The sequence below is a fragment of the Staphylococcus simiae genome (genome assembly GCF_002902085.1).
GTDB classification, from domain to species: domain Bacteria; phylum Bacillota; class Bacilli; order Staphylococcales; family Staphylococcaceae; genus Staphylococcus; species Staphylococcus simiae.
In genome coordinates, this window is sequence record NZ_PPQR01000051.1 from 1 (window position 1) to 25,381 (window position 25,381).

The window sequence follows — 25,381 nt, forward strand, 5'->3', positions numbered from 1 at the left end:
TGAAGAAACAATTAATAAGTAAAAGATGATTTGAGTTTATATATTTAATATTTAGTTTTAGAAATGAACAACGAATAATTATATTTATTAATTAGATTTGATTATTAATTTTATTTGAAAGAAGTTGAAAACATTTTTGTTTAAAGAACCAAAAGTTAGATTAGGAAACAGAAGTTATAGTCAAAAGGAGTTACAAGACTATAGGAAAGCCAATGCTAAACGTTATAACCAAGACATTAGGTATAACAATGACAACAAGCGTTATACAGCTTTCTATCACAGTACACAGTGGCGTAGAACACGTGAACAGGTATTAATGCGTGATAATTATCTATGTCAACACTGCTTAGCTAATGGTATTGTTAACGACCGTAATCTAATTGTTCACCATAAGGTTGAATTGAAACGGGATTGGTCGAAAAGACTGGATATGGATAATTTAGAGGCAGTATGTAATACATGCCATAATAAAATTCACGGATTTAAATAATTTTATTATATTTAATTATTTTGAAGGGGTATCTTTTAACCCCCCGTCGCTCTAGTGTTCGAGTTAAACGAGCCGACCTTTTCTGCAACCAAATTCTAGAAATGAAATATTTTAAGGGTAAGTTTTACTGTTGGAGGTGATGGAATGGCAGGAAGAAAGCCTAAACTAAATGCTACAAAAGTAGGAAATCACAATAAAGAAGATTTAGAATTAGCTGAATTAAAGGAAAATGGATTGAAAAAGTTTGAAAAGTTATCAGTTGATAATTTGCCTATTGAATTAACTGATAATGCACAAAGAGAGTGGAAAAGAATAGTACCGTTATTGCAAGATTTACCAATCGCAGATTTAGACTTCACATTAATTAAGAAATATTGTGAATTAGTAGATATAAACGATAACGCTTACCACCAAATTCAAATTGTTGGTACTTTTGATACTGAAACAAATAAGAAAACTGGTGCTTTTGCAGTTTACATGGAGACCCTAAAAGAGTTACGTGCGATTTGTGGTTCATTAGGATTAACAATTGACTCAAGAATGAGAATAGTGGTACCAACACCAAACGAGCAAAAACAATCTGTATATGATGAATTTGGAATTGATGACGATGACTAGCGCATATGTTCCTAAGACAAATGAAGAATTATTAGATATACCGATTGAATATAAAGATGATGCATATAAATACTGTGTGAAAGTACTTTCGGGTGAATATATCACTTCTAAATACACAAGATTTGCTTGTATACGTCATTTGAAAGACATACACAGGTCAATAAATAATTCTGAATGGAATTATACCTATAAACCCAAACGCGCTAAAAAGGTTATTAAATTCATTGAGGCGTTACCTGATACAAAAGGCAACATAAACCAATTAGGTTTATTCCAAAAATTCATTATTGCAAGTGTACGTGGTTGGTTTACAAAAGATACTGACATGTTGCGTTTTAGAAAAGCGTTTATATCAATGGCTAGAAAAAATGGTAAGTCTATTTTAGTTTCTGGTCTTGTTTTATACGCTTTTTTATTCGATAGAGAACCTAAAGAAGGTAGACAAATGTTTACGGCTGCAAATGATAAATCTCAAGCAAGCATTGTATTTAATATGGTTGCTAAACAACTGATGTACTTTGTATCTAAAGTTCCAGAGCTAAAAAAAGATGTGAAAAAAGTACGAGAGCTACTAACACATATAAAAGATGGTTCATACATTCGTCCTTTGTCACGTGATACAGGTGCTGTTGATGGTTTCGAACCATTTTTAGCTGTTATAGATGAATACCATGCCGCTAAAACAAATGAAATGGTAGAACTTATAGAGTCTGGTCAAGGTAACTTACTACAATCAATGATTTTTATTATATCTACAGCAGGATTTAATTTGAACGCGCCTATGTATACTGATGAATGGCCGTATTCAAAAGATATACTTGATGATAAGTATGACGATGATGAGTATTTTGCGATTATCTTTGAACAAGATAATGAAGATGAGTGGCAAGATAAGTCACTTTGGGCAAAATCAAATCCATTAATCAATGAGACTGACGAATTAAAAGAACAAATTGAAGAATTTCTTGATAAACGTGTTGCTGAAGCAACTAAAAAGGGATCAATGTTTAGAGTATTAGTCAAAAACTTTAATTATTGGATGCAAGCTAGCGAAGAATCTTATTTAGACTTTAATGATTGGAAAAAGAATGAAGCGGATTTTGATATTAATGATACTAAAGTATATATAGGTCTTGATTTATCAAGAGCTGATGATTTAACTGCAGTCTCATTTATTCATTTAGACGAAATAAAGAAACAATATTATGTTACGTCACATTCATTTGTCGGTACTAAAGGTGGACTGCAAGGAAAGATTGAAAGAGATCTTATAGATTATCGACAATTAGCACATGATGGATATTGTACTATTACAAATTTATCTAGCGGAATTATTAATACTAACCAAGTATTAGATTATATTGAAAACTACATTAGTAAATATAATTTAGATGTGCAGGCAGTTTGTTATGACCCTTACTCAATACATGGTGTTTTAGCCGAGATAGAAAGGCGTGAATGGTACTATGACTTATATGAAATTAGACAAGGTCCACAAACGTTATCTAATCCTAATTTAGATTTCAGATTAAATGTTATTAATGGTGATATTAAACATCATACAAATCCATTATTAGATATAGCTGTTAAAAATGCAGTTGCAAAAAATGTTAATGATTCTATTATGATTGAAAAGAAAATGAACAGACAAAAAATCGATCCATTAATGGCAACAATATTTGCTTATGTAATCGCATGTGAACATGAATGGGACGTAGAAACGATAATGCCATTATTTATTTAAGGAGGTGTTAAATTGGTAAAGTTTCTATATGCTTTATTGATTATTATTATTTTTCTAATTGGTTTAATAAGTGCCTTGTATGGTTTATATATTATATGGAAACCTTTAGCATACATTATTGGTGGCACATTGTTAGTGTTAATATCAATAGTGCTAAATCAAAACTATGATCATCCACCTAATAAAGGAGGTGGGAGTTAGTTATGCCATTACTAGATTTAGGATTTAGTAGTAAAACAGATAAAATGAATAGAGACCTTGAACGTCTTTTATATTGGCAAGAACACGGAATACACGCAAGTTATACTGGCATAAATGCCTTACGTAATAGTGATATATTTACAGCTACTAGAATTATTTCGGCTGATATAGCCAGTACAAAATTAAAAGTAAAAGGCCATGAAAAAAATGAAGTAATGGATGATATATTGAAATTATTTAATGATAATCCACATACTGATTTACCAGGTTGGCACTTTAAATTTATCATCATTGCTAATATGTTATTGAATGGTCAATCCTTTGTTGAAATTATCAGAAATAAAAATAACTTTCCAATAGGCTTTTTCTTTTTACATAACGATCTAGTTGGAATAGAAGAAAAAGATGGAGATGTTATTTATAATGTTAGTGAAGATTTTGAAGGTAATGCATCTAAAATAACAAGTGATGACATCTTACATTTTAGATATATAACACTTGATGGTTATGTTGGTTATAGCCCTTTGTATGCATTGGCTCATGAAATAGGTATTTCTCAAGGTTCTAAAAGTTTTTTACGCAACTTCTTTGATAATGGTGGAACATCAACATCAGTATTAAAATACAAAAAAGGTCAAATTAGTGCTGAGCAGTTAAAAGAGTTAAAGAAAGATTTTGCGAAAAGTCAATTAAGTAGCAATAATGGTCTCGTTGCTATTGATGATACGATGGAATTTAGTCGATTACAGATACCAACAGAAGTATTGAACTTTTTAAACAGTTATAAATTCAGCACAACACAGGTAGCTAAAGCATTTGGCTTACCAGTATCAAAATTAGGTATTGAAACAGTAAATACATCTATAACACAAGCAAACCTAGAGTATCTACAAAGCACATTAGATCCTATTTTTAAAATGATGATAGCAGAATTAGATACAAAAATATTTAGATTTATTGATAATGAATTTGAACTAGAATTCGATTCATCTAGACTTATCGATATTGACCCTGAATTACAATTACAGAGAATTACTGAATTGCATAGTAAAGGTATTATCACTACTGATGAAGCACGTAGTGTATTTGGTTATCAACCAATTGATTATGGAGACCAACCATTAGTTGACTTAAACCGTGCACCACTGAATACGTTAGAAACTTATCAGAAATCAAAAATTAATAAAGAAATTGAAAAAAACGCCTCTATAGGAGGTGATTTTGATGAGCAATAGCAATGTTGATACTGGACAACAGGAAATGGTTATTGAAGGTTACGCAATATTGTTTAATACTTTGAGTGATGACTTAGGCGGTTTTAGAGAAATAGTTTCACCTAATGCGTTAGATAATGTAGATATCAGTGATGTTAAGTGTTTAATCAATCATAGCTTTGATCACATTATTGGTCGAACACAAGCAGGAACATTGGAGTTAGAAGTTGATGACAAAGGATTGTACTTTAAATGTTATTTACCTAATACTTCATATGCGAGAGATATATACGAAAACATTAAAGCTGGTAATGTTAACCAATGTAGTTTTTTCTATACATTGCCCGTAAACGATACAACAGCTCGTACATGGTCGCGACAAGATGGTGAGTATGTCCAAACAATCAACAAAATTGATGAATTGATTGAAGTGAGTGTTGTAACAGTTCCTGCTTATAAAGATACATCGGTTGAAGTAGGACAGCGTACAAAGTCGTTTGAAAAATTTAAAGAATTAGAACAAATTAAAATAGCATTAGATTTGGAAAGCCTACGTTTTGAAACGTAAGGCTATTTTTTATAGAAAATTTTAATAAAGGAGTGTAATAAAATGGCGAGTAATTTAGAAAGTCGTAAAGAAGAGCTTAATAATTTAATTAGAAAAGCTCAAGAAGCTGTAGAAAAAGGCGACCTTGAAACTGCACGTTCACTAAAGGCTGATATTGATGCTCAGAAGAAAGAATATGAAGAGTTACAAAAAATTTCTGAGGAAATTGAGGCGTCAATGCCTAAACAAGAAGAGTCAAAAGAAGTTGTCACAGAAAAAAGTGACGACAACCGAGATAAAACAGAAGGTAAATCTTCAGAAGAACAACTAACTCAACCACCTGCTGACGATAAACCAGTAGAAGAACCAGATAAAAAAGATAAAGACGATGATGAAGAAAAAATAGAAATGCCTGACATTGAAAAAGTTGAAAAACCAACTGAAGATGAATTAGATGAAGAAAAAGAAAAAAAGAAAAAAGAAGGAGCGAAAAGATCTATGAAAATTAATACTAAACAAGAAACAAATGAAGAAATTTTAGCTTTTGAACAATACATGAAAACAAAAGGACAAAAACGAGATAACGTTAAATCAGATGATGTTGGTGTAACTATTCCAGAAGATATTAAATATATCCCTGAAAAAGAAGTTAATACTGTTCAAGACTTATCTGAACTAGTGCAAAAAACTTCGGTTTCTACAGCAAGTGGTAAATATCCAATTTTAAAACGCGCAAATGCTAAATTTAATACTGTGGCTGAATTAGAGAAAAATCCTGAATTAGCGCGTCCAGAATTCGAAACAATTAATTGGGAAGTACAAACTTATCGTGGCGCTATTCCTATTTCGCAAGAAGCACTTGATGATTCTGTAGCTAATTTAACTGCTATTGTATCAGAAAATATCAATGAACAAAAAATCAATACATTGAATGAACGTATTGGTGAAGTATTAAAATCATTCAATCCTACTTCGGTTTCAAATGTTGATGATTTAAAAGAAATTATTAATGTTAAACTAGACCCTGGATATGACCGTCAAACCATTTGCACACAAAGTTTCTATCAAAAATTAGATACATTAAAAGATGGAAATGGTCGTTACTTATTGCAAGATAGCATTATTAATACAGCTGGTAATACAGTGTTGGGTATGAATGTAACTGTTGTACGCGATGACTTATTAGGCGTTAACGGTGAGGCAAAAGCATTTATTGGTGATATTAAACGTGGAGTATTATTTGCTGATCGTACTGATATGTCAGTTCAATGGATTGACAATGAAATTTATGGTAAATACTTAATGGGTGCGTTCCGTTTTGATGTAAAACAAGCTGATAAAAATGCTGGTTTCTTCGTCACTTTTGAAGATAATAAAGAAGATATCGGAGTATAAAGTAGGTGAGTTCAATGTTTAACATTGATGATATAAAAAGCATAAAAAAGGCTATACGTGTTGACCATGATTTCGATGATGATTTAATTAAATATGTATATTTGCCTAGTGCAATTAAAGAAGTTAAAACGGCAGTGTCTCTTAAAGAAGATGCTCCGTTTTTCTTTAACAATACAGTATTTAATCTGGCTGTTTTAAATATCGTAGCACATCACTATGATAATCGTTCTACTACTTCTAATGAGCAGTCTTTCGATATGCCATCGTCATCTATGAAGTTAGTACAAACATTACGTAGTGATCTAGTTAAATGGCGTCAAGACAATATTGAGGTGACAAATAATGAACCTTAATCAACTAGATTATAGAGTCGTTTTTTATGATGTAACTAATGATGGTCCTGAAGCGGGTATGAATGAATGGAAAGAAGTATATAGCTGTTTTGCTGGTTTGTATGAGCCTACACAAAAAGATGTACAATTAGGTAACTTAGAATTAAGTAAAAAATCAGTGACATTAAATATCAGGAATGCACAACCACAATTTGTTCCAACTGTTAATCAAACGTTTGAAATCAAAAACGGTATATATGCAAGAATGTCATTTAACATTAAAAATGTCGCACCCGCTAAAACACCTAACTATATTAAAATTGTAGGTGAAGAAGAGTGAAATTAACTATAAAAGGAGAAAAAGAGCTACAACAGGAACTTGAAAGACGATTTGGAAAAAATAGAATGCAAAAAGTTGTAGACTATGCTTTAACTAAAGCTGCTGGTGTAGTTGCTTCAATTATCGCTAGAGATATGAAAAGTTTTGCTGATACTGGTAAATCAGTAAAAGCAACTTCAGTTTCTAAACCTCAAACTATTGGTGGTGTTAGACAAGTCAAAATTCATTGGAATGATGGAAGTAGTGGAGAACGCTATAGAATTATACATCTTAATGAATATGGGCATTTTGATCGCTCAGGAAAATGGGTTAACACTGCAGGTAAAGGCGTTATAGATAATGCAATGAGAAAAGGTAGACAAACTTACTTTGATACAATTAAGTCTGAGTTATCTAGGAGATTATAGATGGAAGATATTACTATGAAAATATATAATGCGATTGTTGAAAATGAAGAAATTATGAGACATGTTCAAAAAAATAACATTAAATTCTTTGATTATCCAAACGCACAAGAAATTAAAGATGTGGTAATTGTGATTGATCCATTAGATACACCAACGCCGAGAGATTTTGCAGATAACGATAATTTAACTTATGAATATTTTTATCAAATTGATGTATTTGTTAAACAAAATATAGGAATAAACGGACGAGTTCTATCAGATAGACTCGTTTTTTTATTGCAAAGAATCATGTGGGAACAATTAGGTTTTGGTGAAACTTCATCAATGAAACCAGAATATATAAAAGAGTTCAATATATACCGACAAGCTAAAAGATTTGAAGGTAAACAATATTATAAAATTTAGGAGTGTTTAAATATGGCAGAAAAAAATTATAGATCTTTTACAGGATTAACAGAATTTTACTACAAGGTACATGGCGAAGAAGTAAAAGCTGTTACAGACCCAGAACGTATTAAATTTTTACAAGAAATTTCAGTATCAAAAGACCAAGATATCGAAAAAGCATATGGTGATAACCAAGTTGCAGAAATGGCTGTTGCTAACGGAACAATTGAAGTAGAGGCAGGTTTCCATAAACTTCCGTTAGAAGACAGAGTAGCGTTATTTGGTTTAGAGCGTTCCAAGGATGGTATTGTTTCAGTTGGAAATGATACACCACCTTATGTAGCAGTAATGTTTGCAAAAACTATGGAAGATGGTTCACGTGAATATGTTGGGTTGCCAAAAGGTATGTTCACATTCCCTGAACTAGAAGGCAAAACAAAAGAGGATGGTGTAGAGTTCAGTTCAGATTCTACTAAAGCTGAATTTATGCAAGCACCAGTAGCAGGCTTTGAAGAAGAAAAAGCAATGTTATTAGGACACGACGCAAAAGGTTCAACTGTTATGCGAGACGCTATTTGGAACGCTGTGTTTGGAAAAAACACGTCGAACGATGACACTACAACTGAAAGCCCTGAAACAGAATTAGGAGCATAAGTAGGAGGTACATTATGGCTAAAAAGAAATTTGAAGTTTTGCACAAGTTTGTTGATTTAGAAGATAAAAAGAAAGTTTATAACATAGGTGATACTTATCCTAAACCTGCTAATAAAAAAGTGTCACATGAACGTATTTTAGAGCTTTCTACAAGTGATAATAAACAAGGTAAAGTACTAATTAAAGAAATGAACGAATAGCTACTATAGGGGCTTGTAGCCTCTTAATAACTAAAAAACTAACTTTAAAGGAGAAAATATTAATGGCTAAAAGAAATTTTATTAAATTAACTCAAATCGATAAACAAGGTAATGCGGTAACTGATACAGAAGGTAACGTAAAATTCGATACGTTTATTACTCCAACACAAATTCCGTTTCGTAAAATATATGATGCTGCTGATTTAATGGATGGACAAGTTGATGAAGAAAAATCATCTAAAGAAAGTATTGACGAAATGCTAGATTTTGTTGTAGATATTTATAACAACCAATTTACTAAAGAAGATTTATTAGACCGATTACATGCACCAGATGCAGTAGAAGAATTACAGCGACAAATCCAATTTATTGCTCAAGGTCAAATGGATGAAGAGAGAAAAAAGCAATTAGCCAAAATGATTTAAATACTATCACATACAAAGAACATAAAGAAAATATGAAAAAATTAATATTAAAAATGATGAAAGACGGCGGGAAAGATATCAATGATATTCTTGACATGCCGTTTTCTTTTTTTATGGAAATTGTCGAACAAGATACGAAGAAAAATGTTAAGAAAACAGATAGTATGATTGAAGCCTTTATGTAAGTGATTTTAAAAGTAAGGAGGTGGATTGATGGCGGAAAGAATTAAAGGACTTCAGATTGACCTCACTATGAATGATGTCGGAGTAAGTAAATCACTAGCTGCAATTAAACGTGAATTCAGAAGTTTAAATTCTAGTTTGAAATTATCTAGTAACAACTTTAAATACGGCGAAAAGAGTGCGTCATCTTATAAAGAGAGAATGAATGATCTAGATAAATCAATTAAAGTTGGCACATCTAATTTAAACGATTTAGAAAAACAATATACGCAGGTGGCTCAATCTCAAGGTGCTAATAGTGCAAAAGCAGTAAGGTTGCAAACTGAATATAATAAACAGGCTGATGCTATTAATAAAATGAAATATGAATATAGTCAACTAAATGATTATTACAAAATGAACTTTAGTTTAGGTGGCAAAATTTCTAATTCATTAAGTCGTATAGGTTCAGGATTGCAAACAGCAGGGGCAAAAGCACAAAGTATGGGGCAGTCTTTAACTAATAGTATTACAAAGCCAGCACTAGTCGCTGGTACTGCAATGGCAGGTATAACTGCTAAACTAGGCTTTGATAGATTAGTAGGACTAGACACTGCCAAAGCAAAGTTGGAAGGCTTAGGCTATTCTACTAAAGAAGTTGGTTCCATTACTGAACAAGTGACTAGAGCTATTAAAGGTGGTATGACCACTATGGCAGAAGGTACAGATGTTGCAGCAGGTGCTTTAGCAGCAGGCGTAAAGGAAGGCAAAGAACTTGAGCATTATATTAAATTAGTTGGAGATGCAGCAGTAGGTGCAAATAGACCAGTTGGCGACATGGCAATGATATTTAACCGTGTACAAGGTCAAGGTAAACTAATGACTCAAGAACTGAATATGATTGAAGAAGGTATGCCTGGTTTTAGTAATGCGATGGCTAAACATCTCGGCGTCTCATACGATGCATTTAGAGAAATGGTTACAAATGGTGAAGTGAGTTCTAAAGAATTCCTTACAGTGATGGATGACTTTGCTGGAGGTATGGCAAATGCATATTCTAAATCATTTAAAGGTATGGTTCAAAATACTAAAGCATACATAGGTATGATTGGAGAAAGTTTGCTTAGTGGTGTATTTGAACAGTCAAAAGGCTCACTGCATGAATTTGAAAAAATGTTACAATCACCTGCTGCTCAAGAATGGGCTAAAGAAACTGGAGAAAAACTAGGTAATGCTTTCAATGCAATTTCCAACGGAATTAAAGGTGTCATTAATTGGTGGAACGGCTTAGGTAGTAATACTAGAAATGTTTTAGGTAATTTAGTTAAATATCTTGGTATTACATTAATAACGCTAGGACCAGTATTAACAACATTTGGTAAGTTAGCTAGTACCATTGGTGGTATGTTTAGCGGAATATCTACTTTGATTTCATTTCTAATTAAACATAATGTAGCTAGTAAAATGGCAGCAGCAGGACAGGCTGTGTGGAATGGAGTTACTGCAACAGCTAAAAGTATTGCTGATGGTTATAAATATGCTGTAGCTGCATTAACTACATCTCAAACACTTCAAGCTGTTAAAACAAAGATTGCAGCAGCAGCTACTGTTGTTTGGACAGGTGTAACTAAAGCAGCTTCTATTGCAACTAGAGGTTTAGGGTTAGCAATTCGATTTATGACGGGGCCAGTTGGACTAATCATCACAGCTATAGGCTTATTAGTCGCTGGTATTATACACCTATGGAAAACTAATGCCACATTTAGAAATGCCGTTATTAATATATGGACGGCTATTAAAAACGCTGTGGTGAGTTTGGTTAAAGGATTAGCTAATGGTGTAATTAATATTTTCAATGGACTTAAAAAAGTTATATCAACTATATTTAATGGTATTAAAAGTGTAATACTAGCCATTTGGAACGGTATTAAAACAGTTACTGGAGTGATTGTGAGAGGATATGTTGCATATATTCGTTTACAATTCACTATACTTAAAAAAGTAATTTCAGTTATTTTAGATGTTATAAAAGTTATTTCTAGTAAAGTTTGGAATGCAATTAAAAATACTGCAATTAGACTAGCAAAAGGTTTAGTGACAGGTGTTAGAAATACTTTTAATGTACTTAAAAACGCTATTACAGTTACTTTTAACGGTATAAAAAATATCGCATCTAAAGTTTGGAATGCTATTAAGAATAATGTGGTCAGAATTGCTAAAGGTTTATCTAATGGCGTTCGACATACATTTAACGCATTGAAAAAAGGAATCACAGCTATTTTTAATGCTATTCGTAATACTGCATCTAAAATTTGGAATAGTTTAAAAAATAAAGTTGTATCTCTCGCAACAGGATTATGGCGTGGTGTAGTAAGTAGATTTAATAGTTTGAAAAAAGGTGTATCAAATATCTTCCATGGTATAGCTAGTACGTCACGTCGTATATGGGGTGGAATAAAAAAACATACAGTAGGTATGGCTACTGGTGTTTGGCACGGCGTTGTTAATGCGTTTAAAAAAATGAAAAATGCATTGAGTCCTATCATTGATAAAATATCAGGTTTTATTAATAAAATGGTAAACGGAGTTAAAAAAGGCCTTAATAAATTGATTAAAGGTGTTAACTGGGTCGGTGATAAACTCGGTATGGATAAGATACCTGAAATCAAATTACACACAGGCACAGAACATACTTCTAAACATAATATCGTGACTAACGGTAAAGTTAACCGTGATACATTTGCTACTGTAGGTGACAAAGGACGAGGTAATGGTCCAGGTGGTTTCCGACATGAAATGATTAGATACCCTAATGGTAAAACAGCCATTACACCTAATAGAGACACAACAGCATTTTTACCAAAGGGATCATCTGTATTAAACGGCGCTCAAACACACGCAATATTAAATAATAGTATACCTAGATTTGCTAGTGGAACCGGCTGGAATCTTTTAGGTGGAGGTAAGAAACCTAAAACACATAAACATAAAGATGATCTAGTAGGAGACGTTGTTTCTAAAAATGGTGGAGGTGCTAAAGCTATAGCTGGAAAAGTTATAGATGGTGGTAAAGCTATTGTTAGTAAAACTTTAGAAACAGCTGTAAAAGGTAAAGATTGGCTTAAGGATAAAATCGGGGATGTAATGGATTGGATGGATAAACCCGATAAATTACTAGATAAAATCCTTGAAGGTTTTGGTGTAGGTTTTGATTGGATTAAGGGCTCATTACCAAAAGATATGATGACTGCTATGTTCAATAAATTAAAAAAAGCTACTGTTAAACTATTCACTAGTTGGTTTGATGAGCAGGGTGGAGAAGGTGAAGGTGGCTGGGTTGATATTTCAAAAGGTATTAACTTCCCATTTAGCCCTCATGGACGAGCTCCTGGTTATCCATTCCCTTATCCACATATGGGTGTCGATTTAAACTATGTTTACGATAAACTTTATTCAACACATAGTGGTACTGCAACGGGATATACTGGCTACAATGGTGGTTTCGGAAATCATATGCGCATTAAATCAGGCATTTATGAGATTATATATGGTCATATGAGTAAATTAGCTTGGACAGGTTCAAAAAAGGTTCATCCAGGTAGTTATCTAGGTATATCAGGTAATACAGGTATGAGCTCCGGTCCGCATTTACACTACGAAATGAGAAAAAATGGAACACCAATAGATCCAATGCCATTTTTAAGAAGTCAAACAAAAGGCAAAGCAAGAGGTAAAGGTGCATCTTATGCAAGTAGTATCATAAGAAAAGCGCAAAATATTTTAGGTGGTCAATATAAATCATCTTATATACACAATCAAATGATGCGAGTAGCAAAACGTGAATCTAACTATGACCCTAATGCAGTAAACGATTGGGATATCAATGCTCAACGTGGTACACCGTCTAAAGGTATGTTCCAAATGATTGAACCTTCATTCCGTGCATACGCTAAGAAAGGTTATGGTAGCTTTACAAATCCACTTCATCAAGCTATTTCAGCAATGAGATATATTGTAACTAAATATGGCTGGGGTGGATTTAAACGTGCGGGTGACTATGCGTATGCTACAGGTGGTTTAATCAATTCATCAGGACTATATCAATTAGCTGAAGGTGGTTATCCAGAGTTTGTTATACCTACTGACCCTAGTCGTCAATCAGACGCAATGAAGCTACTTGCTATTGCATCTCGACGTATTGAAGGAAACAAAAATAAACGTCCTAATCAATTACGTACACCGTCAATTAGTGGAAATACAAATAATGATGAAGTGTTAAGTGTAATGGCTAAACAATTAGAAGCGACACAAAGACAAGTAGAATTACTTACTCAATTAGTTGCTAGCACGCAAAGAATTGAGCAACAACCAAAAGGATTTAACGAACCAGATATTAGCCGTTCACAAGGTAAAAGAGCTATAATGACTGCTTATAATTTAGGAGTGAGACATTAGTATGAAAAAACAAGTTTGTTTATTTAACGACAACTTCAAACTTAATATAACCGATATTCCTAACTTAATATTTTTAGATTATGTAGAAGAGGACGTTGATGTTAACTCTAGTAATGTTGAAATCAATGGTATTGATGGTGTTTTGAAAGGGCCGACAACATTCGGCTCTTTTAATTTGACTTTAAACTTTGCGTTCAAAGGTACAGATAAAAAAGATTTAAGACTAGTTAAACAAAGGTTACGCAAGGAATTGTATAGAAGAGAACCATTTTATATTTGGCATTCAGATGCACCTGGAAAAAAATATGCAGTCTACTGTGATGCTAATGAAAATGAAGATTTAACAAATTCGTTTGCTACTTTTAAAGTGACTTTTGTTGTGTTCAAAGGTTATTCAGAGTCATTAGATGATACAGGTAAGTTTAGTTTGAGTAACGGTAGGTGGCAATTTGAAACTGGTATATTAGCAAATGAAGATATTAAATATAACCATTCAACAAATGAATTTAAAATTTATAATGGTTCAGATGATAAGATAGATCCATTATTACGTCATGAATTAAAAATAAAGATTAATATCAATGCTCCTAATGGTTTTAAAGTTATTAATAATACAACAGGAGACGTATTTGAATATAAGAAAGCTATCAAGAAAAATCAGCAGTTAATCATTAATGGTGTCCATCCGTTTATCGAAAAACAAAGAGTTGGAATCAATACCAATTGGCAGTGGATAACTTTGGAACAGGGCTTTAATGACATTGAAATTGTAGGAGAAAATATCACTGAAGTTAAATCACAATGGATTTTTCCTTTTATTTTTAGGTAGGTGCTAAAATGGATACATTAGTATTGAAAAATAAGAATGGAACATATGGCGAAGTGATTACTGATTTCGATTTTGGTTCGTTCAAGTATGAATATGAGAAGAATAATGAACGCTCTATAAGTTTTACTGTTTATAAAACAACACAAAATTATGATATATTTGATAATTTATTAAATGAAATGATCGTTGAGTGGCAAGGTCAAGAATATGTAATTAAATCTACATCTTTAAAATATGATGGTGTTCTGATTACCAATGAAATTGTTGCTAAACATATATTTATGGAACTTCAAAATCATTTTATAGAAAAGAATTTAGAAGATGAAGAAATGAATAACGAAGATGCTGATGAAAGTGTAGAAGAGCCAGCAAAAAGCCAAATGACACTGAAACAATATCTTGATATTATATTTAGCGAAAATCAATTAGGTTATACTTATGAAATTATTGGTAATTTTAATAAAAGTATTGAAGTTGAAGAACTAGGTGACAAAAATGGACTGGAAATGATTGTCGAAGGAGCAGATTTATTTAATTATATTTACTTTGCAGACAATAAAAAGATATACATTTATGATGAAGAATCGTTTTATAAAATGTCTGATATACCTTTGATATATCATTATAATTCATCTGAAGTTCAAGCTACTACTACCACTACAGATGTTAAAACATATATTAAAGGTTATGGTAAGAAGAAAACGAAAGCAGAAACCAAAAACTATAATCCAATCAAGCCTAAAGACCTTAAATATACTGGGGTATTTAATAAAAAAGGAACTTGGACAACTGAAGAAATTGGTGCTTCTTATGAAAAAGAAATTGAGTGTAAATGGGGGAATGAACGATTAGAATGGACTTTGAAAAAGATGTCAAAAGGTGGCATTTTAGAAGTTTATTTAGATGGTAAATTAGTTGGCAATTATGATTGTTACAGTGAAACTGCACATACTGAGAAAATACTGATAGCTACTAAATTAACTAAAGGGAAACACCTATTTAAAGTTGTTTTCAAAGGAGATAAGAAAGGTGTAGATTATAAAAAATCTAAATCTTGTATGTATGTCGGTACTGAAAAAGCAACTATAATAAACTTAACAGCAGTTTTAAAAGGAACAGACTTATATAATGCAACAGCTGAATACAAATCACCTAATTATGATATATTCGGTCATTCTCAAGCTCCAACGATTTATGATGACAATGCTTTAGATAACGAAACTCTATTACAAACGTTAAAAGAAAATCTAAATGATCAACCAACTGTTGAAGTTACTACTAATTATTTAGGAAGCGTCGATAATAAAATATATTTAAACAATGGCAAAATCAAAGAAAATAATATGATTAGATTTATTCATAAACCTATAGGCTTTAATGTTGATTTAAAAGTAGTTAAATTAACTATGTCTCATCCTTATGTTAACGAGCCAATAGAAGTAGATTTTAGTAATTCGCCAACTGATATTATAAAAATTCAACAACAAATTAATAGAAATGTTCAAAAAGTTAATAATATGGTCAAAGGCGGACTTAATCAAAGTTCGTCTTTTTCTATGCCAAAAATAGCATCTGATTCGATAGGAAGTGTATTAGTGAATGAATGAACCAACTGAAATTAGATATTCTCTTGATGAATATGGAGAACCGTATTATCCAGCTACACATATAAAGGCTATACAAGGTCAATATAAAAATGAATGGTTTGAATTTAAAGTAAGGAAACCAATAGTAGGTAATTACGCTTTTGATGGAGAAAATGGATTTGTAAATAGCTATAGAACAATTGATATGGGTGGATTTAAATTAAAAAGCTTAAGGCTTAATGCTAGGAATTTAAAGAATGGCGATTTATTAGCAACCTTACCAGATAATTTAGATTTGCCATTAAATCCCCATTCATATGATATAAGAACACCAAACGGTAGAAACCCTGCCATTATTACATTAAGACCTGATGGAACAATTCGATTTTATATTAGTGATTCAAATTGGAGTGATATTGATTATATATATGGCCAGTATGATTGGATAGAGTAAAGGAGTGAAAAAATGAAGTTCAATTTTCCGATAGATTTAGGAAGTGTTTTCAGACGCTATATTATTGAAAATTTTAAAGAGACTCAATATTTATTTGAGTTATTAAAGAAAAATATTCAAAAGCATGAAACAACAGATAAACATGTACATCAAGCTAAACAAATCGATTATGGTAATACAACAGTTGAAGATGAATTGAAGTATCAAAGAGGAGAAATCAAAGGTTTAGTTTTGGGGCATAATGGTGATGGAATACAAGAGTTAAGAGATAGTCGCATCTCACTTGATGGAGAAATACATGACTTACTTTCAGAGAGAATTAAATATGACTTTGAGTTAGTAAAAGACAAAATCGAACGTAACTATCAATATTTAAATAACAAAATTGAACGTATCGTAAATGTGAATGACTATGGAGCAGACCCTACAGGAAAAAATGACTCAACACAAGCTTTTAAAGATGCTATGCATGGTGGTAATGTTCATGTTCATATGACAGCTGGTATATATAAAGTAACGGGAATTAAGTTACCTAATAACACATTATTATCTGGTGAAGGTAAGGATATTACAATAATCAAATTCGCTGATGAAACACCTGCAGAAAATATTGTTGTTACAAATGAAGATATGACAGGACTTGCACATAATATTGGTGTTCATAGCTTTACTATCGATGGTAATAAAAAACGTCAAAATGGTGCTTTAAAAGCTTCAGGAGGTTCACGTTCAAGTAATTTAAGATTTGCAGGCGTAGAACATGGATTTGCTTATGATATTAAATCAATCAATGCATTGTTACATGGTATTGATGTTACTTATGCAAGTGACGACTATTTCTATCAAGGTGATGGTGTAAGAGTAAACGAAGAGCTAGAAAGTAAGTATATTCATATTGATAATTGTGAAACAAGTAATTTTGGTGACGATGGTATTACAACGCACCATTCACAATTTATTAAGATTACTAATAACTATTCTCATAGCCCAACTGGTGGAGGGAATAACAATGGTATAGAAATTGATGATGGCTCAAGACATGTTATGACTGATAATAATATTACTGAAAGATGTTTTGGTGGAGTTGAAATTAAAGCGCATGGCACTGCTTCAGCACCCAGTGGTATATTAATCTCAAATCATACGTCAATTAGTGATTGTAGAGCTTATAACATTAGACATATTGGTCATCATAGATTAGGAGATCCCAAGTCTAAAACTGCACATTCAGTAGCTATAGATAACATTGCTATTTTGACTCCTACTCAAAACAACGTATATCCTGAAATGTCTCCAAGAGGACTTGTTATTAGTGGATATAAAAATGTACAAGTTACAAATGTAAACGCAATTGGTGATGGTACTTTTAAAGCTAACATGCCAGTTATAGCAGTTCAATTTATGTCAGAAAATATCATGTTGAATAATATTAACATTACAGGATTTAAGAATGCTTCAGCCGATATCAAAATTTTTGGTGGGGACAATAGAGGTAAAATGATTACAATCAGTAATGTTAATATATGGAACTCATCAGTAAATCGTGGGATTGCAGGTGGTGGCGGTGTATATGACACACGAATTATTAATGCCAATTTGCAAGGACAAGGTACAGGTAATGGTATTGAGTTATATAACAACACTGCTGAAATTATTGGTGTGCACGCAATTGGTTATAAGAATGCAGCATCAATAGCTAAAAGAGATTATAAAGTGGTACCAACGGTTACTAAAGGTGGTTTTAGTGGCGGTTCTACAGGTTCAGGAGCTGTTGCTGAACGTTCAGCAGTAATTGCATCGACAGGTGGTTCGTTTGCTCATAATGATCGTAGCTGGTTAGCAGGTGTTGGAGCAAATTCACAGGCGAGAGGGTCACGCTCAAGTGTGATGAATTCCTTAGAAAGTGAAACATCAGAAGGAAGATACTGTCAAACTATCGTTAATAGTCGTGGCGTTAAAATAGATGAAAACTATATATTTGCAATGGGCTATGGTACTGATGGCGCTAAAAAAGAAAATACAACATTTCAAATCAAAGGTACAACAGGTAATGTCAAAACTAAAGGTACTGTTTCATCTGGACAAAATTTCGGTGACTATGGAGAGTATTTTGAATCGCAATCAGGCCAAGAGATACCTAACGGCTATTTAGTTACTTTAGATGGTAGATTTATTCGTAAAGCGAATAGTAACGATATTCCTATTGGTGTTATTTCAGGTACTGCTGGAGTTGTTCTTGGTGATCAAGTGTTCCATCATAAAGATAAATTCTTAAAAGATGAATTTGGTGTTACATTAAAAGAATGGATAACTAAAACATGGACTGATGATGAAGGAAATGAGTATTCTGAAGAAGTAGAAGTACCTATTGAGAATCCTAATTTTGTTGAACACGATAACTATATACCACGTTCTGAACGTCCTGAATGGAACGTTGTAGGACTAGTAGGGCAAGTATTTACCAGAATAGATGAAACAGTATCTAAAAACGACTACATTCGACCAAATAAAGGTATAGGAACGAAAGATAATATTAATGGTTTTTATAGAGTGTTAGAGGTTACGACGCCTTACTCTTCAGAAAAAGGCTATGGTGTGGCAGTTGTATTAATTAAATAAGGAGGTAACTTTAGTGACTAATGGTATAGATAAAAAAGCACTATTCAAATTTCAATCTGAACCGTATTTAAAACCAATCTCTGATTTAGGGGTTGGTTTTTATAATTTGGATGAAAATACAGCAATATTAAAATTTCAATTAAGTAATGTTCATGGTCCATTGCTAATACACGAAAATAATTTAACAGCTTATGCTTATTTTGAGTCATCTAATGGGAGTGCTTCGGATGTTATTGAATTACAAATTGAAGATGAATTCAAAGGTGTAGTAAGCATTACTTTAGATAAGGATTTTTTACAAGCATGTACTTCTACAGTAGTTACAGGACAAGTATATATAGCAGTGAATAATGTAGACGGTAATCCAAAAAATAATGAAGTTGCTGTATTTAGAGAATTTAAATTTGAAGTTGCTGATGCACTTATTAACAAAATTTCATCATTTACCAAGATTGAATATATACGAATGTTTGATCAATTAAAAATGCATATTGAAAAAAGGGTGAAAGATATTGAAAAAGCTATAGCTAATGGTGTCGATTATGTAGCAGAAATGAAAGAAGTATTACAAAAAGGATTGCAACAAATAAATGAAACTGTAGAAAAAGCTAAAAACGAAATTAGTAATAAAACACAAAATGTAGTAAATAATATTAATGGTATTTCTAATACATCAATTAATAAATTGGAAAGTATTACAAAAACCTACATGAAAGAAAGTGAAGGAATTAAAAATGATGTTTTAAATGCTATAAATCGTGGTGACTTTATCTCTAAAGAGACTTTGAGTAGCAATATTAATCAAGCTCTAAATCAGGCAATCAAATTTGATGATCAAACCTTAAGAAATGCGCAACAATATATTGATAATAAGGCTTGGCAAAAGCACAAGCTAACAAACGATGATGGAGCATCTAGAATGTTTGATGGAATAAATTTTAATACGTTGCAGTTAGAAACAGGATTTTATTTTTTAACTAATGCTATTAACGGTCCTGCAAATGACGGCTATTTGTATGTAATTAAAAGAAGTTATGGTTTTTCTTCTATTTTATTTATCACGCTAGATTCTAACATTATTTATACAAGACAAAAATACAATGGTGTATGGAAAAAGTTTGAAAGAATTACTCAAGACTTTTCTGACACAGGTTGGATTCCTATGACTTTGGTCAACAACGCAAAACCATATTCAGATAAAGATATACCAATGCTTAAATTAACTGATAATCAAGGAAGTTTAACTTTACATTTTAAAGGTGCAGTAAAAGGTATTACAGCAAGAGACGCAGTTATTGCTATTCTACCTAATAATGTTTCTTCAAAAATTAATAGAGATTATGCATTTCTTCAAAATACATCAATTAAAGGTGGTATAGCTAATATAGCTAGATGGGGAGTAAAAGAAAATGGAGATATTAAAATGGAGAGAGTAAGTTTCCCACAAGGTGATATGTCAGAAACAGATTGGTATCCAATTGATATCTCAATATGTTTATAAAAAGAGAGGTGTAAATATAGTGGATTTTAAAATAGTATATCTATATAACGGAGAACAATGGTTAGCATTTAAAAAAGATGATGGTGAATATGATTATCCTGATGATGAATGGACTGAAGTTGAACCACCTGCTGGAATATATACGCCAATGTATTTTAATGGTTCTGAGTGGATAGGTGCAACTAAGGAAGAATGGGAACAATCATTGCCTAAACCAGAACCCATTGTTCCAACAGATAATGAGAAAATTATAGCCAATTTACAAATGCAATTAATGAAATCAAATATGGAACGCACTCAGATGCAAAAACAATTGGCAATGTCTTTATTAGATGGTCAGAAGAAAGAAAAAGCAATACAAGTATTACAAGAGCAACAAGGGCAAATAGTACTTGAATTGACTAAATTAAAAGGAGGTAACTAATATGTGGCCAAGATATGAGGATATTGAATACTTTTATAAAGTTAACGCTTATACAAATGATGACATTGCATTATTTGTTGAATACGGTGCTTTAACTAAAGAAGAATATAAAAAAATGACTGGAGAAGACTACAAAGAGCCACGAGTATAAAACTTGTGGTTTTATTTTTGAATAAGAAGGTGAACTATGAACAATAAAAAACAAAGTTTAGATTTGTTCACTATGATTGCTATTCTGTATTGTTTAGGGTTTGGTAGTTACACTTTATGGCGTGGTTTGTACTGGGTTGTTAAATCAGAAGTTGCAGCTCATGAATCGGCATTATATGCAACACTCAATAATGTTTTTAATTTATCGATTTGGGGAATACCTTTCACTCTTTCTGGAATATTAATTATTCTTTCTTCAATTAATTTACCATACTACAAAACTAAACGTGTTTTTCACGCAACATTTATCACTGGACATGTTATTGCTATGGCATTTTATTATATTTTTACTTTAGCTAGTTTTGAAAAAGCAGTAAATTTATTAATTCCAGCACAGAGTCTAACACTGGCAGTGTTAAGTGGTGCGATGGCTTTTGTTGGAGGTGTAGACGTGTGGCTACAGAAAACCAAAATGAAGTAAGCTACTATCTACCAAGACATGAGTTTTATGAAAAAAGAAGTGAATTATTGAAGTATATTGACGATGGTGATAAAAAGGTTGAAGATCAACTAGATCAAGTTAATATACATTTATTAACATTTATTGAGAGTCAAAAGCCATTGCATGAGACGATGCAGGGACTACTTAAAGAAACTAAATTAATGAATACTAATTTAACGTCTCAAGTACATCGGACAGATAAATTAGAAGATGAGCAATCAAAGTTAAGACAATCAATAGAGAATATACAAGAAGAAAATAAGGAAAAAGTATCAGCAAGAAACAAACTTATTATAGGTTGTGTCACTGCATTTTGTGGTGGTGGCGGTTTAATACCAGTTCTTGCACAAATATTTTTTAGATAGTCGGCCTTTATAGGTCGGCTTTTTATTTTATTTAAAAGGAGATTTGAAAATGGATAAAGGAACAATTGTACGTACGATTTTATTAGTAATTACATGGATTAACCAATTTTTAGCAATCAAACATATTTCACCTATTCCAGTTGATGAAGTGTTTATAAGTACAGTTATTACAGGTATTGTCTCTATCGTTACTTGGTGGAAAAATAATAACTTTACACATGCAGCTAAAAAAGGACAGCAAAGAATATATGAAGTGAAATCTGGCGTTAATTCTACTGGTGGTGCACCACAAGTGAATGGAGATGAATAATTATGACTTCAATAAGAACTTATCAACAAGCAATTAGTTATTTAAAAAGTTTAGAAGGGAAAGCGTGGAACCCCGATAATGCTTATGGTTATCAATGCTTTGATACAGTCAATCAATATTGGCTTTATTTATTTGGTCATATGTTAAAAGGTATAGGTGCTGCAGATATACCCACTTGGAATAATTTTACTAACGAGGCAACAGTGTACGAAAATACATTATCATTCCAAGCATTACCAGGTGACGTTGTAATATTTAATCGTAATTATGGTCAAGGATATGGTCATACAGGTATCGTTTTAAGTGCAACCCTAAATTCTATAACAATACTTGAACAAAACTGGTTGGGAGGCGCTTATTGGACGCCACCTGAAGTAACAACACGCCGTACACATGGTTATGACTTCCCAATGTGGTTTATTCGTCCGTTCTATGCAAAAGCAACTACAGTCAATAAATTAGTTAGTAAAGCTACTCCAGTGAAGAAAGCAAAAACAAATAAAGGAAAGAAAATATTGTTGGTGGCAGGACATGGTAAAGGTGCTTATTCAAATGATCCTGGAGCAGTAGCAAACGGTTATAATGAACGTGACTTTAATCGTAAAGAAATTATACCTAGAGTTAAGAAATATCTTGAAAGTGTTGGTAATACTGTTGTGTTATATGGTGGTAAAACAATGAACCAAGATTTATATCAAGATACATTATACGGACAACGTGTAGGTAATTATTCTGATTATGGTTTATATTGGGTTAAGAACAATGTTAAGCCAGATGCTATTGTAGAATTTCATTTAGACGCAGCAAGTCCACAAGCTAGTGGTGGTCATGTTATTATATCCGACCGTTTCCCAGCTGATGATATAGATAAGGCGTTGTCAAGTGCATTAGGTAAAACAGTTGGTAAAATTAGAGGTGTTACTCCTAGAAATGACCTACTTAATGTAAATGTTACAGGTCAACTGAACCTTAACTATAGACTCATAGAACTTGGTTTTATTACAAGTAAAAAAGATATGGGGTATATTACTAAAAATATAGATAGTTTTACTAAAAGGATTGCAGAAGCTATTAATGGTCGTCAAATTAATGCACCAAAAAGTAAGCCGTCAAAAGCTAAAACAACATGGAATTGGAAGGGTACGTTTTATCCAAACGACACAATCAAAGTGAGAAAATCGCCCGGCTTGAGTGGCACAGAGGTTGATCCAGGTTCATGGCTACGTAATTCAAATGATTGGGTACCATTTGACCAAGTTATTAAAAAGGATGGCTATTGGTGGATTAGATTTAAATACCAAGCACCAGGCTCAAGCGATAAGAATTTCTATTGTGCAGTGACTGAAATTACTGATAAAAATCAAAAAATAAAAAATGAAAAGTATTGGGGCAAAATAGAGTGGAAATGATATAATAGATAACACTATAACATCTTATTCAAATTAGACAGGCACGCATGTGCTTGTCTTTTATTTAAAAAGAGGAGTGGACGACATAAATAAAAGAAAAATATTTACATACATAGCAATATTAGTTGGAGTATTGGCAATAGCAATTTTCTTGTCTTCGCAATCTAAATCAGAGATATATGAAGGAACTAGTAAAAAGCCTTTAATTATTGCGCACAGAGGTGCAAGTACATACGAACCTGAACACAGCTATCCATCATATGACAAAGCAGTAAATGATATGGATGTTGATTATTTAGAATTGGATTTACAAGAGACTAAAGATAAAAACTTAATTGCTATGCATGATAGTAAATTAGATAGAACTACAAATACTAAAGGTAATATTAAAGACTTCACTATTCAACAAATAAGCAAGTTAAAACTAAAAGATGATAAAAATAGAAATTTAACCGTACCAGTATTTGACGATATACTTGATAAATACAAAGGTAAAACTAAATTTTATATAGAGTTAAAGAATGCAAAAGCAAATCCTGGAATGGCTAAATTAGTCGCAGATAAGTTGAAAAAACACGGATTGCTAAACTCTGAAAATGTTGTTATACAATCATTCGATGCAAATGCTTTGAAAGAAATGCACAATATAGACTCAACAATACCTTTAGTTAAGTTAATGTACGATAGCGAAGTACCGAACTTGAGTGATAATAGTTTAGATGAGTACAGTGAATATTGTTATGCGATAGGCTTATCTACTAAAAGTGTAAATCAAAGTATTATAGATAAAATAGAGAAACATCACATGCAAGCGCATGTTTTTACCGTAGATAATAAAGATGAGTATCAAAAGTTGAAAGATATGAAAGTTAAAGGTTTTTTCACAAATATAGGTGATGATTTAGTTAAATAATTATTTGTTTCAGGTAGACATTTATGTGCTCGCCCCTTTTTTTATTACCTAATACATATTTAAAAGTGTTATATTAGAAATTAGAAATTATTAGGAGTGATATCATGTTTAATGAAAATTTAATTAATTGTATGAAAAAATCTAGAGAAAATGGCAGTCATGCCATTAATGCCAATTCTGAAGATATTAAAGAATTAAAACGAATGGTAAAGGAAGGTTATATTACAAATTACGAAATAACTAACGGGATGGGAGAATTCAATAGCGAAGAACAAGAAGTTATTTTCTTCCCTACTGAAAAATTCGACAATTTATAAAGGAAAACATAAAAAACAGGAACGTTCCTGTGACGTTCCCGACAACTTGAAATGACTGCTGTTATAGTCTTTTAAAACACCCTCCGTTTCCGTTATTTAGTACAAATCAGTGCAAATCTGATTCATACGTATCCTGAAGAACGTTGTTAAATCAGCGTTCTTTTTTATTTTGTTGAAAATCTATAATAATTTGTTTTAAAACATTTTGGTAAATCTATGGACAATTACAACTAGATTTTGATGACTTTGTCCACTTCGTTGTCCACTCAAAAATTAATGAGTATATCGAGTTTATCCGTTATTTAGTACAAATCAGTGCAAATATGTTTAATACTATTATCGAAGAACGTTGTTAAATCAGCGTTCTTTTTTATTTTGTTGAAATGTCGTTAGTGTTTGTTTTGAATTTTGGCTCTATAATAAATCGGACT

The 25,381-nt window shown here is 32.1% G+C and carries 29 protein-coding genes; all 29 read left to right on the forward strand.

From position 1 onward, the window contains the following. The first annotated feature begins 136 nt into the window (after positions 1–136). Positions 137–490 carry an HNH endonuclease gene (locus CD113_RS06465; protein WP_002462630.1) on the forward strand — a complete coding sequence of 118 codons (354 nt, stop codon included), beginning with the start codon at positions 137–139 and terminating at the stop codon, positions 488–490. Positions 491–634: 144 nt separating this feature from the next. Beyond that, positions 635–1,108: a phage terminase small subunit P27 family gene (locus tag CD113_RS06470; protein WP_002462631.1), complete on the forward strand. Its 474-nt coding sequence runs from the start codon at positions 635–637 to the stop codon at positions 1,106–1,108. Next, entirely contained in the window at positions 1,101–2,852 is a 1,752-nt protein-coding gene (locus CD113_RS06475; RefSeq protein ID WP_002462632.1) for a terminase large subunit, read from the forward strand. The genes CD113_RS06470 and CD113_RS06475 overlap by 8 nt, the downstream gene beginning before the upstream one ends. A gap of 12 nt (positions 2,853–2,864) precedes the next feature. Next, positions 2,865–3,053: a hypothetical protein gene (locus CD113_RS06480; protein ID WP_002462633.1), complete on the forward strand. Its 189-nt coding sequence runs from the start codon at positions 2,865–2,867 to the stop codon at positions 3,051–3,053. 2 nt (positions 3,054–3,055) lie between these two features. Then, positions 3,056–4,288, forward strand: a complete 1,233-nt coding sequence (locus tag CD113_RS06485; RefSeq protein WP_002462634.1) for a phage portal protein — start codon at positions 3,056–3,058, stop codon at positions 4,286–4,288. Beyond that, positions 4,278–4,835, forward strand: a complete 558-nt coding sequence (locus tag CD113_RS06490) for an HK97 family phage prohead protease (protein WP_002462635.1) — start codon at positions 4,278–4,280, stop codon at positions 4,833–4,835. Before CD113_RS06485 ends, CD113_RS06490 begins: the two co-directional genes overlap by 11 nt. 42 nt (positions 4,836–4,877) lie before the next feature. Next, positions 4,878–6,209, forward strand: coding sequence for a phage major capsid protein (locus CD113_RS06495; RefSeq protein ID WP_002462636.1), 1,332 nt, complete (start codon positions 4,878–4,880; stop codon positions 6,207–6,209). Positions 6,210–6,223: 14 nt separating this feature from the next. Further along, on the forward strand, positions 6,224–6,562 hold the full coding sequence (locus CD113_RS06500) for a head-tail connector protein (RefSeq protein ID WP_002462637.1): 339 nt from the start codon (positions 6,224–6,226) through the stop codon (positions 6,560–6,562). Continuing rightward, the gene (locus CD113_RS06505; protein ID WP_002462638.1) at positions 6,552–6,881 is read left to right on the forward strand and encodes a phage head completion protein; all 330 of its coding nucleotides are present in this window, start codon (positions 6,552–6,554) and stop codon (positions 6,879–6,881) included. Before CD113_RS06500 ends, CD113_RS06505 begins: the two co-directional genes overlap by 11 nt. Then, the gene (locus tag CD113_RS06510; RefSeq protein ID WP_002462639.1) at positions 6,878–7,288 is read left to right on the forward strand and encodes a hypothetical protein; all 411 of its coding nucleotides are present in this window, start codon (positions 6,878–6,880) and stop codon (positions 7,286–7,288) included. The genes CD113_RS06505 and CD113_RS06510 overlap by 4 nt, the downstream gene beginning before the upstream one ends. Next, complete coding sequence (locus CD113_RS06515; RefSeq protein ID WP_002462640.1) at positions 7,289–7,693, forward strand: hypothetical protein; 405 nt, start codon at positions 7,289–7,291, stop codon at positions 7,691–7,693. Positions 7,694–7,705: 12 nt separating this feature from the next. Next, a complete protein-coding gene (locus CD113_RS06520; protein ID WP_002462641.1) occupies positions 7,706–8,329 on the forward strand; it encodes a major tail protein in 624 nt (207 codons plus the stop codon). A gap of 14 nt (positions 8,330–8,343) precedes the next feature. After that, on the forward strand, positions 8,344–8,529 hold the full coding sequence (locus CD113_RS06525; protein ID WP_002462642.1) for a hypothetical protein: 186 nt from the start codon (positions 8,344–8,346) through the stop codon (positions 8,527–8,529). A 62-nt stretch (positions 8,530–8,591) separates the two neighbouring features. After that, entirely contained in the window at positions 8,592–8,954 is a 363-nt protein-coding gene (gene gpG, locus CD113_RS06530; RefSeq protein WP_002462643.1) for a phage tail assembly chaperone G, read from the forward strand. A gap of 32 nt (positions 8,955–8,986) precedes the next feature. Beyond that, on the forward strand, positions 8,987–9,139 hold the full coding sequence (gene gpGT / locus CD113_RS13050; protein WP_002462644.1) for a phage tail assembly chaperone GT: 153 nt from the start codon (positions 8,987–8,989) through the stop codon (positions 9,137–9,139). 28 nt (positions 9,140–9,167) lie between these two features. Then, positions 9,168–13,571, forward strand: a complete 4,404-nt coding sequence (locus tag CD113_RS06535; RefSeq protein ID WP_002462645.1) for a peptidoglycan DD-metalloendopeptidase family protein — start codon at positions 9,168–9,170, stop codon at positions 13,569–13,571. A gap of 1 nt (position 13,572) precedes the next feature. Beyond that, positions 13,573–14,400 (forward strand): phage tail domain-containing protein, encoded by an 828-nt coding sequence (locus CD113_RS06540; protein WP_002462646.1) that lies wholly within the window; start codon positions 13,573–13,575, stop codon positions 14,398–14,400. Positions 14,401–14,408: 8 nt separating this feature from the next. After that, positions 14,409–16,007 (forward strand): prophage endopeptidase tail family protein, encoded by a 1,599-nt coding sequence (locus tag CD113_RS06545; RefSeq protein ID WP_002462647.1) that lies wholly within the window; start codon positions 14,409–14,411, stop codon positions 16,005–16,007. After that, the gene (locus CD113_RS06550; protein WP_002462648.1) at positions 16,000–16,440 is read left to right on the forward strand and encodes a hypothetical protein; all 441 of its coding nucleotides are present in this window, start codon (positions 16,000–16,002) and stop codon (positions 16,438–16,440) included. Before CD113_RS06545 ends, CD113_RS06550 begins: the two co-directional genes overlap by 8 nt. Positions 16,441–16,452: 12 nt before the next feature. Further along, positions 16,453–19,059: a peptidase G2 autoproteolytic cleavage domain-containing protein gene (locus CD113_RS06555; protein WP_002462649.1), complete on the forward strand. Its 2,607-nt coding sequence runs from the start codon at positions 16,453–16,455 to the stop codon at positions 19,057–19,059. A gap of 13 nt (positions 19,060–19,072) precedes the next feature. Then, positions 19,073–20,560 (forward strand): BppU family phage baseplate upper protein, encoded by a 1,488-nt coding sequence (locus tag CD113_RS06560; RefSeq protein WP_002462650.1) that lies wholly within the window; start codon positions 19,073–19,075, stop codon positions 20,558–20,560. A gap of 19 nt (positions 20,561–20,579) precedes the next feature. Next, positions 20,580–20,984: a hypothetical protein gene (locus tag CD113_RS06565; RefSeq protein ID WP_002462651.1), complete on the forward strand. Its 405-nt coding sequence runs from the start codon at positions 20,580–20,582 to the stop codon at positions 20,982–20,984. Between the two features lies 1 nt (position 20,985). Beyond that, positions 20,986–21,135 carry an XkdX family protein gene (locus CD113_RS06570; protein ID WP_002462652.1) on the forward strand — a complete coding sequence of 50 codons (150 nt, stop codon included), beginning with the start codon at positions 20,986–20,988 and terminating at the stop codon, positions 21,133–21,135. A gap of 36 nt (positions 21,136–21,171) precedes the next feature. Continuing rightward, positions 21,172–21,615: a hypothetical protein gene (locus CD113_RS06575; RefSeq protein ID WP_002462653.1), complete on the forward strand. Its 444-nt coding sequence runs from the start codon at positions 21,172–21,174 to the stop codon at positions 21,613–21,615. Continuing rightward, positions 21,588–22,001: a hypothetical protein gene (locus CD113_RS06580; protein ID WP_002462654.1), complete on the forward strand. Its 414-nt coding sequence runs from the start codon at positions 21,588–21,590 to the stop codon at positions 21,999–22,001. The genes CD113_RS06575 and CD113_RS06580 overlap by 28 nt, the downstream gene beginning before the upstream one ends. A gap of 49 nt (positions 22,002–22,050) precedes the next feature. Then, positions 22,051–22,311, forward strand: coding sequence for a phage holin (locus CD113_RS06585; RefSeq protein ID WP_002462655.1), 261 nt, complete (start codon positions 22,051–22,053; stop codon positions 22,309–22,311). A 2-nt stretch (positions 22,312–22,313) separates the two neighbouring features. Then, complete coding sequence (locus tag CD113_RS06590) at positions 22,314–23,720, forward strand: N-acetylmuramoyl-L-alanine amidase (RefSeq protein ID WP_002462656.1); 1,407 nt, start codon at positions 22,314–22,316, stop codon at positions 23,718–23,720. 133 nt (positions 23,721–23,853) lie between these two features. Then, positions 23,854–24,633, forward strand: coding sequence for a glycerophosphodiester phosphodiesterase family protein (locus tag CD113_RS06595; RefSeq protein WP_157738308.1), 780 nt, complete (start codon positions 23,854–23,856; stop codon positions 24,631–24,633). Positions 24,634–24,737: 104 nt separating this feature from the next. Further along, positions 24,738–24,950 carry a hypothetical protein gene (locus tag CD113_RS06600; protein WP_002462658.1) on the forward strand — a complete coding sequence of 71 codons (213 nt, stop codon included), beginning with the start codon at positions 24,738–24,740 and terminating at the stop codon, positions 24,948–24,950. Positions 24,951–25,381: the final 431 nt, after the last annotated feature.

Bases quoted from the DNA above. Each gene is read 5' to 3' on its own strand.
- CD113_RS06470 (WP_002462631.1), top strand. From the start codon at position 635: ATGGCAGGAAGAAAGCCTAAACTAAATGCTACAAAAGTAGGAAATCAC.
- CD113_RS06475 (WP_002462632.1), top strand. From the start codon at position 1,101: ATGACTAGCGCATATGTTCCTAAGACAAATGAAGAATTATTAGATATA.
- CD113_RS06485 (WP_002462634.1), top strand. From the start codon at position 3,056: ATGCCATTACTAGATTTAGGATTTAGTAGTAAAACAGATAAAATGAAT.
- CD113_RS06490 (WP_002462635.1), top strand. From the start codon at position 4,278: ATGAGCAATAGCAATGTTGATACTGGACAACAGGAAATGGTTATTGAA.
- CD113_RS06495 (WP_002462636.1), top strand. From the start codon at position 4,878: ATGGCGAGTAATTTAGAAAGTCGTAAAGAAGAGCTTAATAATTTAATT.
- CD113_RS06500 (WP_002462637.1), top strand. From the start codon at position 6,224: ATGTTTAACATTGATGATATAAAAAGCATAAAAAAGGCTATACGTGTT.
- CD113_RS06505 (WP_002462638.1), top strand. From the start codon at position 6,552: ATGAACCTTAATCAACTAGATTATAGAGTCGTTTTTTATGATGTAACT.
- CD113_RS06515 (WP_002462640.1), top strand. From the start codon at position 7,289: ATGGAAGATATTACTATGAAAATATATAATGCGATTGTTGAAAATGAA.
- CD113_RS06520 (WP_002462641.1), top strand. From the start codon at position 7,706: ATGGCAGAAAAAAATTATAGATCTTTTACAGGATTAACAGAATTTTAC.
- CD113_RS06525 (WP_002462642.1), top strand. From the start codon at position 8,344: ATGGCTAAAAAGAAATTTGAAGTTTTGCACAAGTTTGTTGATTTAGAA.
- gpG (WP_002462643.1), top strand. From the start codon at position 8,592: ATGGCTAAAAGAAATTTTATTAAATTAACTCAAATCGATAAACAAGGT.
- gpGT (WP_002462644.1), top strand. From the start codon at position 8,987: ATGAAAAAATTAATATTAAAAATGATGAAAGACGGCGGGAAAGATATC.
- CD113_RS06535 (WP_002462645.1), top strand. From the start codon at position 9,168: ATGGCGGAAAGAATTAAAGGACTTCAGATTGACCTCACTATGAATGAT.
- CD113_RS06540 (WP_002462646.1), top strand. From the start codon at position 13,573: ATGAAAAAACAAGTTTGTTTATTTAACGACAACTTCAAACTTAATATA.
- CD113_RS06545 (WP_002462647.1), top strand. From the start codon at position 14,409: ATGGATACATTAGTATTGAAAAATAAGAATGGAACATATGGCGAAGTG.
- CD113_RS06550 (WP_002462648.1), top strand. From the start codon at position 16,000: ATGAATGAACCAACTGAAATTAGATATTCTCTTGATGAATATGGAGAA.
- CD113_RS06555 (WP_002462649.1), top strand. From the start codon at position 16,453: ATGAAGTTCAATTTTCCGATAGATTTAGGAAGTGTTTTCAGACGCTAT.
- CD113_RS06570 (WP_002462652.1), top strand. From the start codon at position 20,986: ATGTGGCCAAGATATGAGGATATTGAATACTTTTATAAAGTTAACGCT.
- CD113_RS06575 (WP_002462653.1), top strand. From the start codon at position 21,172: ATGAACAATAAAAAACAAAGTTTAGATTTGTTCACTATGATTGCTATT.
- CD113_RS06585 (WP_002462655.1), top strand. From the start codon at position 22,051: ATGGATAAAGGAACAATTGTACGTACGATTTTATTAGTAATTACATGG.
- CD113_RS06590 (WP_002462656.1), top strand. From the start codon at position 22,314: ATGACTTCAATAAGAACTTATCAACAAGCAATTAGTTATTTAAAAAGT.
- CD113_RS06600 (WP_002462658.1), top strand. From the start codon at position 24,738: ATGTTTAATGAAAATTTAATTAATTGTATGAAAAAATCTAGAGAAAAT.